Source organism: Propionispora hippei DSM 15287, assembly GCF_900141835.1.
In the GTDB taxonomy this organism is placed as follows: Bacteria; Bacillota; Negativicutes; order Propionisporales; family Propionisporaceae; genus Propionispora; species Propionispora hippei.
This window is the reverse complement of the sequence record NZ_FQZD01000004.1, coordinates 342,008-354,405: the sequence shown is the minus strand read 5'-3', so window position 1 is coordinate 354,405 and position 12,398 is coordinate 342,008. Positions and strand designations below refer to the sequence as shown.

The window sequence follows — 12,398 nt, the reverse complement described above, 5'->3', positions numbered from 1 at the left end:
TCGTGGTCCGTAACCCCTAATTTTATAGTGTTCTTACGAGGTCTTTTCTGTCCTGCTTTTGTTGTCGCCGTTACATATTCCCGGTATGCGCGTCTCCGCCGCCGAACAGGACGAAAAATCTCTCGCAATTTATCCTATAGGCTAGAGTTTACACGACCATTGGCAGGAAACTTGTCATCATTACAGAATATAATAAGTCAATATGGAAAATAATTAAAAGAATAAAGTAATTCGTTACTAGGAGGAATATAATGTCCGAATCCAATTCTCGTCTATCTGAACTATTGGCCCAAGCTGCAAGCGAAAAAAAGGCAAGAGATATACTTATCCTTGACGTAAATGGAATATCAATGGTAGCTGATTTCTTCATTATTTGCAGTGCCAATTCAACCACTCAGGTCAAAGCGATCGCTGACAATATAGAGGATAAGCTGGCGGAACAGGGAATTAAGCTGTTACATAAAGAGGGATATCGTGAGGGCCGTTGGATTTTGTTAGACTACGGCTCCTGTGTTATGCATGTATTTGTCGAGGAAGATCGCATCTTTTACAATCTTGAGCGGCTTTGGGGCGATGCTCCGGTGCGCACGTGGGAAGATTAGGTGAACATATGAAACCGATAAGCAGCCACTACAAACCTGGTGATGTCGTAAGTTTAAAAGTTGCCCGTGTCAATGAATTAGGTGCATTTTTAGATGCCGGAACAGGTAACACTTCCGACGATATCTTATTGCATAAGGCACAGCAATTACATGAGATAAAGGTGGATGAAACGGTCGAGGTATATTTATACCTTGACCCGAAGGGCCGCTTAACAGCCAGTATGCGCTTGCCACAGATGCGCGAAGGGCAGATTGCCAGAGTAAGAGTCATTAATACTACCCGCGATGGGGCTTTTGTGGATATCGGAGCCGAGAGGGGTGTGTTTTTGCCTTTTAGCGGGATGCGCGGTAAGGTCCGCAAGGGAGATAAGGTCTGGGCTAAATTGTATCGTGATAAATCAGATCGGTTGGCTGTGACAATGGAAGTTGAGGAGGAATTGCAAAAGGCCGCCAAGCCGGCTGAAAATGTAAAACCTGGCGATATGTTAACCGGTACGGTATACAACATTTTTGCAGAAGGCGCCTTTCTCTTTACCACAGAACGATATATTGCGTTTTTACATGCCAGTGAAATTACTAAAGAACTGCGTATTGGCGATGAACTTCCTGTGCGGATTACTTACGTGAGGGAAGACGGCCGTGTCAATGTCTCTATGCGTCCAATCAAGGAACAGGCTTTAGAAGTAGATGCAAAAAAGATCTTAGAATTACTGGATTTCTGTGACGGAAAGATTCCTTATACCGACGATACGCCTGCCGATATTATCAAAGAAAAATTTGGCATTAGCAAATCAGCCTTTAAGCGCTCTCTGGGAACCTTAATGAAAACCCGGTTGGTCAAACAGGAAAATGGCTGGACCTATAAAATTGCTTCGGATATACCGGAAAAATAGTATAGAATTTATTGCTTACTTCACGAATTTTTTCTATTCGTGGCGATTCTTGGAGGATTTTAGAATATTTAGTATAATTAATATTATATAGTAAAAGCAATTGGCCTGTTTGTATGGGAGCTACTATGGTAGGGAGGCGGATATATGAGTGAAAGTACTTTGGGAAAAAAAGGTATACTGCTAGAAACAGGGACAAATGAGTTCGAAATCATTGAATTTACTGTAGGCAATGTCAGTTATGGAATCAACGTGGCTAAAGTCCGTGAGGTAATTAATCCCGTTTCCGTTACCAAAATGCCGCATTCACATCCCTATGTCGATGGTGTATTTACTTTGCGTGGCAGAGTGATGCCTTTGGTTAACCTGCCTAGATGTTTGGATGTTGAAGACCAGTCTAATACTAAGAATATTATTGTAAGTGAGTTGAATAACTATTATGTAGGTTTCCTGGTAGACAGCGTATCACGCATCTACCGCGTCTCTTGGACGGCGATGGAGCCGCCGCCGGATATCAGTGATTCTGACATGGTTGTTGGACTCATAAAGATGTCGGATAAAATCATTGTTTTGCTCGATTTTGAAAAAATAGTTTCGGTGATTAACCCGGAAATTAACGTTAAACTGACTACCATTCCTAAAACCGGCCCTGACTTGACTAAAATACGGCAAAGCAAGACAGTGCTCGTAGCGGAAGATTCACCCATGCTTCGTGAGCTGTTGGTTGGCACCTTGCATACGGCAGGATATGAAGATGTACGGGCGTATCATAATGGCAAAGAGGCTTGGGCTGCGCTTGAAGAAATGGGTGCAGACGGAACGCCTATTTCTACCAAATTGCAAATTGTTATTACCGATATTGAGATGCCCCAGATGGATGGACATCACTTGCTTAAGAAAATTAGAGAACATCAAATATTGAAAGAATTACCGGTTATTATCTTCTCCTCTTTAATCAATGAAGAAATGCGCCGGAAGGGTGAAGCCATTGGAGCGAATGGCCAGATATCAAAACCGGAAATCTCACAGCTGATTGATTTGATTGATAAAATTATATTATAAATTAATAAATTCTATTGACATAATAGGATAACTCAGATATAATTAATCATGTCGGTGAGACAATGAAGTTTGTGGGGGTATAGCTCAGCTGGGAGAGCGCTTGAATGGCATTCAAGAGGCCAGCGGTTCGATCCCGCTTATCTCCACCAGTAAATTCAACCTTTATGGATAATCCATAAAGGTTTTTTATTTGCTTTTTTCCTCATTAATTATTTGAAGGGTCAAAGGAAATAATTTTAAAATATGGAAAGCCACTTTCTTTCCATATTAAATATGGGGATCATTTCTTTATGCTGTAATAACTCGCTAACGGTTACAAACTCATAGCCGCGTTCACGCAGGCGGTCGATAATCACACCGAGTGCTTGCGGCGTAGGAAGAGGATATTGTCCATCGTGAAGCAAAATAATACTCCCCGGTTTCACCTCTTTTAAAACCTTATCAATTACTTCTTGGGTAGGCGGACGATTCCAGTCTTGCGGATCGACTGACCATAGAACTACCTGATATCCCTTTTGGTGAGCGAGAGCAAGTACCTGCGAATTATAGAATCCTCCGGGAGGACGAAACAGCGTCGGCTTGGGAGCCGTTGTTCGGATAGCCTTTTCAGCTTTATCGAACTCTTCGGACAGTTTTTGCGGACTTAATTTTGATAATGTTTTATGGCTATAAGTATGAGTGCCGATCTCGTGACCATCAGCAACTTCCTGAGCGAAGATTTTGGGGCAATGCTCTACATTCTCACCCAAAACAAAAAAAGTGGCTCTGACATGTTTCTCCTTAAGAATTGTCAAAATTTTTGGAGTTACCTTGTAATGAGGCCCATCATCAATAGTTAAAGCAACGACCTTGTCCGTAGTTGAGACTCCCGAGATTGTTTGATTATTAGATAAATGATTGGTGGTTAAGCCGCTGATCACTGTTAAAAGAAACGTGGCATATAGCATAATATGAAATCTTTTCAAACGGCTTCCTCCTTTGGGTATGTTAAAGTCTCTATTATATATGATAAAAGCTTCTCTTTCATGCCCAAAGCATCGAGTAAATCGAAAGGTTTTCTGTTTCACTATACAAGCAAGCTGCATATGCTAGGATATGCAGCTTGCTTGAGTGAGAGGGGGAGTTGTCCTGTCTACAGACATAAAGATTTTGATTTATGGGATTGTTATATTGGTATTTATCAATTTGGCAGCTATGATTTTATTTATAATATTTGCCAAAATACCTAATGGCCGATTAAAAAGTATCATACGGGATATTATTTTTGAATTGGATAAATTAGCCGATACGATGGAAAATTGTCAAAAACGAGAAGCCGCAATCCAACAAATTACCAGTATTCTCAGTTGGCGAAGTATCATGATTCCCAGTGCCTTGATTGGCTGGATTATTGATACGGAGGTGGCAGCTATTCGAAAAATGCAACAAACGACCCAAACGCCTGATTTACATGAACCAGATAAAAAATCCGCCAACGATTGTTAGCATAAACCAGCTCCCCTGATAAGAATAAGCTTATAGGGGAGCTTTAATTTACATAGCTCTCGTAAGCTGTGTATAATTAATCTGTTTTTTTTAGGAATCTTTGCTCAAAATGTTTTGCCCGCTGCATTTGGAACTTCTTCTGAGCGAGTTTATTTTGATCAACCGGGTCCAATTTACTGCCATATTGGGCTAGTAAGATATCCAATTCCTCTTTTGATACCATATAGGTATTTAATTTGGGTTCATTATTTTTATTAATGCTGATCACCCTTTCTACTAGTAAATAGTTTACCCTAAAAAAAGCAAAACATGTAGTATACTTTCATTTCAATATTTTACATATCTGCCATAAATAAATACCCAGCCAAAAAGTACTGGGGATTTAATTTTAAATATGTTTCATACTAAGCAATGAGAAACCGATTCGAACAAGGTAAAGGAGGAATTTTATGAAACATTCCGGTCGTAAAAAAAGACGTACGAAAGGAAAACTAAAGCATGTTGCAGCAGCTGTTGCCAGTGCTGCAATTATGTCCTCCATGGTTTTACCTGGAATCCCCGCAACAGTCGCTCATGCAGCTAAAAATACTTCAAAGCACTCGTCTCACATTAGCCACCATGAGACACGAAAATCAGAGTCCAAGCATCAGGCCGCACCGGACAACTATGAAGACGTTGTTCATGTGAAGGCTACGGCATATGCTCCGGGTCCTCATGATAATGATCAATGGGGCAATAAAACCTATTTGGGTACCCATGTTCGTCCAGGCATCATTGCGGTGGATCCTGACGTCATTCCGTTGGGGTCAAAAGTTCTTATACAATACCCTGACGGCCGGAGTTCCTATGCTGTGGCAGAAGATGTAGGCGGAGCCATTAAGGGAAATCGAATTGACGTGGCCAAGTGGACGGTAGATGAAGCAAACGATTTTGGTATGAAAGATGCAAAGGTGTTTATTTTGGAAAAGGGAGATACTAAATAACATTGCCAGGTGGCAATGTTTTTTAGTATCTCCGGAATGAGTATATTCAAGAAGGAAAATTATATATATTCGGATAATTATCAAAGTAGGAGATGTAATAGAGGAGGAATCTGGTTATGTATGATGTATGTATTATCGGCGCTGGTGTGGTAGGAATGAATATCGCCAGAGAATTAACAAAATATAATTTGAAAATCTGTATTTTAGAAAAAGAGGAAGATGTAAGCTGTGGCTGTTCTAAGGCTAATAGCGGCATCGTGCATGGTGGTTATACTGATAAGCCAGGCACACTAAAGGCAAAACTTTGTATCCAGGGTAATCGAATGTATGATCAATTAAACCAAGAACTTCATTTCGGTTATCGTGAAACCGGTGCTTTTGTATTAGCTTTTGAGGAAGAAGATCTTCCTCAAATTCAGAATTTGTATGATATGGGAATTCAAAATGGAGTTCAGGATTTAAAAATTATTGATCGGCAGGAAGTTTTAAAGTTAGAACCTCACGTAAATGAAAATATTAAAGGAGCATTATACATAAAACATGTCGGTGTAACCTCTCCTTACGAATTTGTTATCGCTCTCGCTGAAAATGCTATAGCCAATGGAGCTGAAATTAAATTAAATGCGGAAGTTACTGGCATTACCCATGAAAATGATGAAAGCTTTACGATTACGACCACTGCCGGTGACAAAGTAACAGCCCGCTATCTTATTAATGCCGCAGGAATTTTTAGCGACAAAATTTCAACGATGGTAGGTATTGGAGATTATAAAATTACACCTCGCCGGGGGCAGTATTTGCTATTGGATAAGGAAGAAAGCTATCTGGTTAATTCGGTTATCTTTCAGGTTCCTACCAAAATGGGGAAGGGGATTTTAGTAACTACGACCTATCATGGAAATCTTATGATTGGCCCTAACGCCGAAGAAATTGATGACAAAAACGATGTGAGTACCGATGAAAAAACCTTGGATCATATTATAGCAACAGCTAGGAAATCTGTTCCTCATTTTAACATGCAAAAAGTATTGAAATCATTTGCCGGTAATCGGCCCGTGTCCGGCTTGAAAGACTGGGTCATTGAAGAAAGTCCGGTAAAGAACTTTATTCATTTAATCGGTGTTGATTCACCGGGACTGACAGCTTCACCGGCTATTGCACAATATGTATTGGGTATTTTACAAAATTCCGGGTTGTCTTTAATTAAAAAAGAAACATTTGATCCCTATCGTAAACCAATCATTAAAGTAAAGGAGCATAACTTTAAAGGTGATATAAACGCCTCAGATCCCCAGGAACATCTTATCTGTCGCTGCGAACGGGTAACGGAAGCGGAAATTGTGGATTGTCTGCAGCGCGGTATTCCAATTCGTTCCCTGGATGCTATAAGCCGTCGAACAAGGGCCGGCTTTGGAACCTGTCAGGGCGCGTTCTGCAGTCCTCGAGTGAAAAAATTAATAGCGGAAACACTGGGAATCAGTCCAGAAGAGATCAAGGAAAAAAGCAGCGCATCTTCTTTATTAGCTCAGCGTGTAAAGCGGATGAATCTTAAAAAGTTGTAAAAAATAACGCAAAAGCACATTGGATGCTTTTGCGTTATTTTTTACTGAATTAACTGCAGCCACAAGATTTAGTTTTGGGGCGATTGTTTTTATTAGCATTATTGGTGTTTTGTGATTCTTTTACGCTGGGGGATACTTCCTTGGCAAATTCTGCAGATTTATTTGTTTTGCATTTGCTCATTCTATCACCTCCCGTCATGTAATATTGTTCCCCTCATTTTATATAAAATAGCTGTTAAAATTAATTAAACAAAATACCAAAAATAACAGACAGCCCCTATCCGGATTTGAACTTTGATTCCTCATGAGTCTTTCCTTGTTTACATTGTTGCCGGCGCCTTACCTGTGACTTATGCTTACCTTGTCGAAAAAAGAAAGTGCAAATTTAATTTGCACTTTCAAAATAACGAATCATTAGCTATCAATGCGATAAGTGACGCGGCAAAAACAGGTTCACTTTAGTTTTAACAGGGCACTTTAATAGTTCGGCCATAAGAATGCATATAAGAAGTAGCCGGAAGGTTGGCTTGGTTAAACAAAATAGTGGCGGAATGAAGAAACTGCTGATTGAAACTATAACGAAGATCATATATTTTTATCGCATTTTCTTCCCTTTGTTCTTCAAAGTAAACGAAAGGGGAAAATGTTTTAAAGAACTGACCTAAAAATGTTTTTTCGGCTTGCACCATCCGGGAACTCATATCAAGGTTGGGCAGCGTGGTTATGATCTGCACGGAGTGGAAAAATGATTTGATTTGTCCAATAATATAGTATTCTGGAGTTTGTACAACAAAGTCCCATTGATGGACTTTACGCAGGGAAGGCATAATTAATATTCGTTCAATTTTATGTGCCATAAAAAACATTTTAAGCTGGAGATAGGCTTTTTGTTTCAAGAAAAGTCGAAGCATAAGATAGAGGGAACTTAGTATAACAATCCCCCATACCATTGGGCTTGTGGCCATAAGATCGCTGTCCAGTAATAAAAACATCAGCAATAAAACTGGATCAAAAACATTCAATAAGTGACAGCTCAGACGCTCTTTTCGGAATGGCCACAATAGAGCTGCACCATGGGTATTCAAATAATCGCAAAGTATATGAGATAATCCTCCGATAAAAGACCAGCCAAAGAGAAAATACCAGCTCCATTGATTACAAAAAAAATGCATGCCTGTGGCAATAAGTGCCGAAAAGGCTGCGATTCCGGGAATTGAGTGCGAAAATGCTCTGTGCTGCTTTAGATAAGTCATACTTCCTTTCAATTGAGTGATAATATCCAGGTCAGGTGCCTGAGCCCCTAGAATCGTTGCGATAAAAACAGGATCGGTAATCGCCGGTGTATGTCCGGACATGCCAGCCAGAGCAAAACCGATGAGCGCATGAAAAGCTGTATCCACATTTGTCACCTCTAACTAATCAACTTTACATAAAATTATAATGTAAAGTTGATTAACTTGTCTATGGTAAGTAGTGGCCGCAAAATCGTAAGAAAAATAGCTAATTCTGCCCGAAGCTGTTCTTATCTTCAGCTAAGGACCGGATTAGCTTCTTATTTGTTCAAATACACTAAAAACAAGGATTAACATATAGTGCTAATCTATGATATGATATGATTATTCTTTTCATTTTCTATTATGGGTGTGAGTGTAATGGCTGTACAATATGATGAATTTATAAGAAATTTCTTTTTTAGCGACTAAAAATTAAAATATACATAATTATGCACATAGTGTCTATTTTAGAAAAATTAAGCCGACAACTATGTGCACTTTTTTGTACATTTTTAGGGCGTGTCTTCAAATTATCCGAAACGATTCCTAGCGGTGCTTTTGTGTCATACTTCTTTAAAATTTTTTGAAATAGGGGCCGCTATTCCTGCAAAATTTTAACTCGTCTGACGCAAAAATCCCTCGCCATGAATCATTCCGTTATTTTGAAGACACACCCTAGATATTATCTTATTTGAGAGGAAGTTAATCTATTATGAATCGCGCTATCCGCATACCGATTAAACGTTACTTTACCCGCTGTTTCAAGAGGGATTTAGTTTCGGGGCTCACAGTGGGAGTCGTTTCATTGCCATTGGCCATGGCTTTTGCCATTGCTTCCGGTGTAAAACCGGAGTATGGGATCTACACAACAATTATTGCCGCTTGCCTGGTTGCGTTGCTTGGCGGAACCAAATTTCAGGTTTCCGGTCCGACCGGAGCCTTTATCCCGATTCTGCTTTCCATTGTTTTAACCTACGGTTATGAGAACTTGCTTGTCGCAGGATTTCTGTCCGGTTTGCTGTTAATTGCCATGGGGCTTTTGGGCATGGGATCTTTAATAAAATTTATCCCCCGTTCAGTAACCATCGGCTTTACAGCCGGTATTGCCGTCACCATTTTTACCGGACAAATCGTTAATTTTCTTGGCCTTAGCGGTGTTGAGCGTCATGAAAGTTTTATTGCTACCATGCGAGATATCGGTGCGCATCTTTATACCGCGAATATCTACAGCGTAATAACAGCGTCTATCTGTCTGGCCGTTATACTCATTACACCGCGTTTTTTCCCCAGACTGCCCGGTGCACTTATCGGCATATTGGTTTCTACCGCTGTGACTACGATCTTTTATCCCCATGAAGTCACAACGATCGCTTCGGCCTTTGGCGGTATTCCCAGCGGCTTGCCGCAATTGATTATTCCGGAAGTTTCTATCGATAAAATAGAACAGCTTTTTCAGCCTGCCCTTACCATTGCCATTTTAGGCGCTATTGAATCACTTTTATCGGCAGTTGTTGCCGATGGGATGGCCGGAACTCAGCACAATAGCAATAAGGAATTGATTGGACAGGGCATCGCCAATTTGGTGAGTCCTCTTTTTGGCGGCATTCCCGCCACAGGAGCCATCGCCCGGACTGCCACTAACATTAAAACAGGAGCGGCTACCCGCTATTCTGTTGTTATTTCCGGTATTTTCGTATTCTTTACTTTATTATTGCTGGCACCGTATGCCGGATTGATCCCGCTATCCAGCATGGCTCCTGTTCTGATGCTCGTTTCTTACAATATGAGCGAACATCAGGCCTTCGCCGATATTGTAAGAGTGCGTACATTCAGTAGTGTTGTTTTACTTATTTCTTTCGTTCTTACCGTATTTGTCAATTTAACAATAGCCGTCGAAGTGGGTTTGCTGTTGGCTATGATGTTGTTTGTAAAACGCATGAGTGAAATCACGGCGGTCAAGCCGGTGGTTTTTGACCGTAGCAGCAACCTGATCGAAGTCGTCGACGATGAAGTGCCGGAAGAATACTCCTGTCCGCAAATCAGTATTTATAGCATTGACGGACCTTTATTTTTCGGAGCGGCCCAGATGTTTTCCCAAAGTGTTATGAAAATGATCAACTACGAACCCAGCATTATTATCTTACGAATGAGTAAAGTATCCATTATTGACATTACGGGGGAAAACCATTTAAGAAAAATAATCGAACGTTTGAGAATAAGAAAGATTACTGTACTGATTGCCGGACTGCAGGGACAACCTAAGAAGAAGCTGGAGACCACAGGCTTGTACGACGATATTGGAGAGAATCATTTCTTTCCTCATACGATCAATGCTATCGATTATGCCATGAAGCAAATTGACACCCGTCATTGTTCCCGGTGTCAAAAAGACGTCTTTCAACAATGCGTGTTAGCGGGAAAAATACAGCACGGTGCCGATAAAAGCAGCAAATGATAATATTTTAACAAAAAGACTTTTCAAGTTATGGAAATTAATATATGATTAATTGTAAATTAAAGATCATAAGCGAGGGATTGAGTATGAAAACCGTTATAAATACCGACCGTGCGCCACAGGCCATCGGACCCTATTCACAGGCGATTAAAGCAAATGGTTTTTTGTTCCTGTCCGGACAAATCCCCTTAGATCCTATTAGCGGGCAAATAGTATACGGTGGTACAGTGATGCAGACCTACCAGGTTTTAAATAATATAAAAGTCATACTGGAAAAAGAAGGCTTGACGTTTGCCAATGCAGTCAAAACAACCGTATTTTTGAAAGATATAAGTGATTTTGCGGATGTGAATAAAGTGTATGCAGAATATTTTACGGAAGAACCGCCGGCCAGAAGCTGTGTTGAAGTGGCCAGATTGCCGAGGGATGTGCAGATCGAAATAGAAGTGATTGCTGCCTATTAATCGGCAAAACGGAAGCGTATAGCTCCGGCTTTTCTCGTGCTCCGCCAAATGTGAAAGTACAATTACATTTGCGGGGATTTTTCACAAAACAAGGCGGAAGAGACGCGCTTATGAGCACAGGTAAGCTGCTGACAACAAAGCCTTACGGAAAAAGACCTGTAAAGAACTTGTATTTTCACAATTGGTGGGGTACTCGTATGCTAATTTGTAAAGATGAGGAATATTTGGTATAATTATAAGTATTATATACTGATATCTATCTTAAATTGCAGGTAATATACAGCATTTTCCAATAATCGTAAGATAGGGGGGTTGTGATTGAGTAACCAGAACCATGTCGTAAGAAATGAATCGAGTGATGTGGGGGCTATCCGAATAGCCGATGAAGTGGTAGGAATTATTGCAGGTATGGCCGCAACAGAAATTTCAGGCGTAGCAGGGATGAGTGGAGGCCTCGTAGGCGGCATTGCCGAAATGCTTGGTAAAAAAAACCTGGCTAAAGGGGTCAAAGTGGAAGTCGGAGAAAAAGAAGCGGCTGTAGATTTATATATTATTGTAGAGTACGGGGTACGTATTCCCGATGTCGCTCTGCAGGTGCAGGAGAATGTGAAAAGGGCTATCGAAACGATGACAGGGCTTGATGTTGTGGAAATTAATATTCACATTCAAGGGGTTGGATTTGGGCAAGATAATAAAGATGAGGACATTCGTGTACGATAATACGCTACTTAAAACAGAACATGGAGCTTAGCTGGCTGGGAAAGGAGCCGTTATGGGAATCATTGATCGTGTCATTCTTTCAATTTATACACTATTATTGGCGTTCTTATCTTTAGGCGTAATCTTAATTTCTTTACGCCTAATTTCTTTAGAATGGGTGCAGACAAGCATTGCCTATCTGTATGGTCATTGGGAAGCCGGTCTGGTTGCTGCTGTCTTTTTTCTTGTAAGTGTCCGGCTTTTATTAGCAGGGGTGCGTTCACGGGCTGAACGGTTAAAAAACACCATAGTTCACCATACCGATATGGGGGATGTTAACATATCCTTGGATGCCGTTAGGAATCTGGTGGAAAAGATATCGAGAAACACACGCGGTGTTCGGGGTGTCAAAGTATTTGTTACGCATGATGAACAAGGCCTTAAAGTAATGCTGCGCGCCGTTATTAGTCCGGAAAGCAATGTTCCCAGTGTATCTGCCGAAGTGCAAAGACGGGTTCATGAATACATCAAAAATACAGTCGGTGTTGAATTATCTCATATACATATCCTGGTTGAAAACATTTCTAATGAATTTAAGACCAAACATCGTGTGGAATAAGATGAGGTGATACGATGAACTCCAAGCTATTGGCAGAAATATGGCAAAATCATAGTGGTAAAATATCGGGAGCTGCGATTGGCTTGCTAATCGGAATTTTTATTATTACCTTCGGCTTTTTTCGCACAATTTTCGTATTATTATGTATGATTGCCGGTTATGTTATAGGAAAACGTATTGATGAAAAAGAGGATATTATGGATATATTGGAAAAATTGCTGCCGCCCGGATATCATCGCTAATACTCTGTGTCACTTAAACCAGTAGACAAGACAGCAGCGCGAAAAGGCTGCAAGAGTATCC

The 12,398-nt window shown here is 40.5% G+C and carries 14 protein-coding genes and 1 tRNA gene; 12 read left to right on the top strand and 3 right to left on the bottom strand.

All coding sequences use genetic code 11. The features are described 5' to 3' along the window. Positions 1-251 precede the first annotated feature (251 nt). The 4 genes from rsfS (at position 252) to F3H20_RS01800 (ending at position 2,703) form a co-directional block, all read left to right on the top strand. Positions 252-602, top strand: a complete 351-nt coding sequence (gene rsfS / locus F3H20_RS01815; protein ID WP_091743399.1) for a ribosome silencing factor — start codon at positions 252-254, stop codon at positions 600-602. Between the two features lie 8 nt (positions 603-610). Further along, entirely contained in the window at positions 611-1,495 is an 885-nt protein-coding gene (locus tag F3H20_RS01810) for a CvfB family protein (RefSeq protein ID WP_149733258.1), read from the top strand. Between the two features lie 144 nt (positions 1,496-1,639). Further along, positions 1,640-2,554: a chemotaxis protein CheV gene (locus tag F3H20_RS01805; protein ID WP_149733257.1), complete on the top strand. Its 915-nt coding sequence runs from the start codon at positions 1,640-1,642 to the stop codon at positions 2,552-2,554. A 73-nt stretch (positions 2,555-2,627) separates the two neighbouring features. Beyond that, positions 2,628-2,703: transfer RNA gene (locus tag F3H20_RS01800), tRNA-Ala, on the top strand. 87 nt (positions 2,704-2,790) lie between these two features. Here F3H20_RS01800 and F3H20_RS01795 read toward each other — a convergent pair. Next, positions 2,791-3,519, bottom strand: a complete 729-nt coding sequence (locus tag F3H20_RS01795) for a polysaccharide deacetylase family protein (protein WP_223191557.1) — start codon at positions 3,517-3,519, stop codon at positions 2,791-2,793. Positions 3,520-3,664: 145 nt separating this feature from the next. Here F3H20_RS01795 and F3H20_RS01790 point away from each other — a divergent pair, with 145 nt between their 5' ends. The 3 genes from F3H20_RS01790 to F3H20_RS01780 all read left to right on the top strand — a co-directional run bounded on the left by F3H20_RS01790 (position 3,665) and on the right by F3H20_RS01780 (position 6,584). Beyond that, complete coding sequence (locus F3H20_RS01790; RefSeq protein ID WP_149733256.1) at positions 3,665-4,039, top strand: hypothetical protein; 375 nt, start codon at positions 3,665-3,667, stop codon at positions 4,037-4,039. 449 nt (positions 4,040-4,488) lie between these two features. Beyond that, positions 4,489-5,022, top strand: a complete 534-nt coding sequence (locus F3H20_RS20345; RefSeq protein ID WP_149733255.1) for a 3D domain-containing protein — start codon at positions 4,489-4,491, stop codon at positions 5,020-5,022. A gap of 116 nt (positions 5,023-5,138) precedes the next feature. Further along, positions 5,139-6,584, top strand: a complete 1,446-nt coding sequence (locus F3H20_RS01780; RefSeq protein ID WP_149733254.1) for an NAD(P)/FAD-dependent oxidoreductase — start codon at positions 5,139-5,141, stop codon at positions 6,582-6,584. 49 nt (positions 6,585-6,633) lie between these two features. Here the strand turns inward: F3H20_RS01780 and F3H20_RS20255 are convergent, their stop codons facing one another. Continuing rightward, positions 6,634-6,765 carry a hypothetical protein gene (locus F3H20_RS20255; RefSeq protein WP_262501588.1) on the bottom strand — a complete coding sequence of 44 codons (132 nt, stop codon included), beginning with the start codon at positions 6,763-6,765 and terminating at the stop codon, positions 6,634-6,636. Positions 6,766-7,048: 283 nt separating this feature from the next. Beyond that, positions 7,049-7,984 (bottom strand): metal-dependent hydrolase, encoded by a 936-nt coding sequence (locus F3H20_RS01775; RefSeq protein WP_149733253.1) that lies wholly within the window; start codon positions 7,982-7,984, stop codon positions 7,049-7,051. A 586-nt stretch (positions 7,985-8,570) separates the two neighbouring features. Here F3H20_RS01775 and F3H20_RS01770 point away from each other — a divergent pair. From F3H20_RS01770 to F3H20_RS01750, 5 genes are all read left to right on the top strand, one after another. After that, complete coding sequence (locus F3H20_RS01770) at positions 8,571-10,313, top strand: SulP family inorganic anion transporter (protein ID WP_149733252.1); 1,743 nt, start codon at positions 8,571-8,573, stop codon at positions 10,311-10,313. A gap of 86 nt (positions 10,314-10,399) precedes the next feature. Further along, the gene (locus tag F3H20_RS01765) at positions 10,400-10,777 is read left to right on the top strand and encodes a RidA family protein (RefSeq protein ID WP_091743408.1); all 378 of its coding nucleotides are present in this window, start codon (positions 10,400-10,402) and stop codon (positions 10,775-10,777) included. Positions 10,778-11,095: 318 nt separating this feature from the next. After that, positions 11,096-11,497 carry an Asp23/Gls24 family envelope stress response protein gene (locus F3H20_RS01760; protein ID WP_091743409.1) on the top strand — a complete coding sequence of 134 codons (402 nt, stop codon included), beginning with the start codon at positions 11,096-11,098 and terminating at the stop codon, positions 11,495-11,497. A gap of 52 nt (positions 11,498-11,549) precedes the next feature. Continuing rightward, entirely contained in the window at positions 11,550-12,095 is a 546-nt protein-coding gene (gene amaP / locus F3H20_RS01755) for an alkaline shock response membrane anchor protein AmaP (protein WP_149733251.1), read from the top strand. Positions 12,096-12,109: 14 nt separating this feature from the next. Continuing rightward, positions 12,110-12,337 carry a DUF2273 domain-containing protein gene (locus F3H20_RS01750; protein WP_091743411.1) on the top strand — a complete coding sequence of 76 codons (228 nt, stop codon included), beginning with the start codon at positions 12,110-12,112 and terminating at the stop codon, positions 12,335-12,337. The last annotated feature ends 61 nt before the right edge of the window (positions 12,338-12,398 follow it).

Coding starts and splice junctions, on each gene's coding strand:
- F3H20_RS01810 (WP_149733258.1), top strand. CDS start 611: ATGAAACCGATAAGCAGCCACTACAAACCTGGTGATGTCGTAAGTTTA.
- F3H20_RS01805 (WP_149733257.1), top strand. CDS start 1,640: ATGAGTGAAAGTACTTTGGGAAAAAAAGGTATACTGCTAGAAACAGGG.
- F3H20_RS01750 (WP_091743411.1), top strand. CDS start 12,110: ATGAACTCCAAGCTATTGGCAGAAATATGGCAAAATCATAGTGGTAAA.
- F3H20_RS20345 (WP_149733255.1), top strand. CDS start 4,489: ATGAAACATTCCGGTCGTAAAAAAAGACGTACGAAAGGAAAACTAAAG.
- amaP (WP_149733251.1), top strand. CDS start 11,550: ATGGGAATCATTGATCGTGTCATTCTTTCAATTTATACACTATTATTG.
- F3H20_RS20255 (WP_262501588.1), bottom strand. CDS start 6,765: ATGAGCAAATGCAAAACAAATAAATCTGCAGAATTTGCCAAGGAAGTA.
- F3H20_RS01770 (WP_149733252.1), top strand. CDS start 8,571: ATGAATCGCGCTATCCGCATACCGATTAAACGTTACTTTACCCGCTGT.
- F3H20_RS01765 (WP_091743408.1), top strand. CDS start 10,400: ATGAAAACCGTTATAAATACCGACCGTGCGCCACAGGCCATCGGACCC.
- F3H20_RS01780 (WP_149733254.1), top strand. CDS start 5,139: ATGTATGATGTATGTATTATCGGCGCTGGTGTGGTAGGAATGAATATC.
- rsfS (WP_091743399.1), top strand. CDS start 252: ATGTCCGAATCCAATTCTCGTCTATCTGAACTATTGGCCCAAGCTGCA.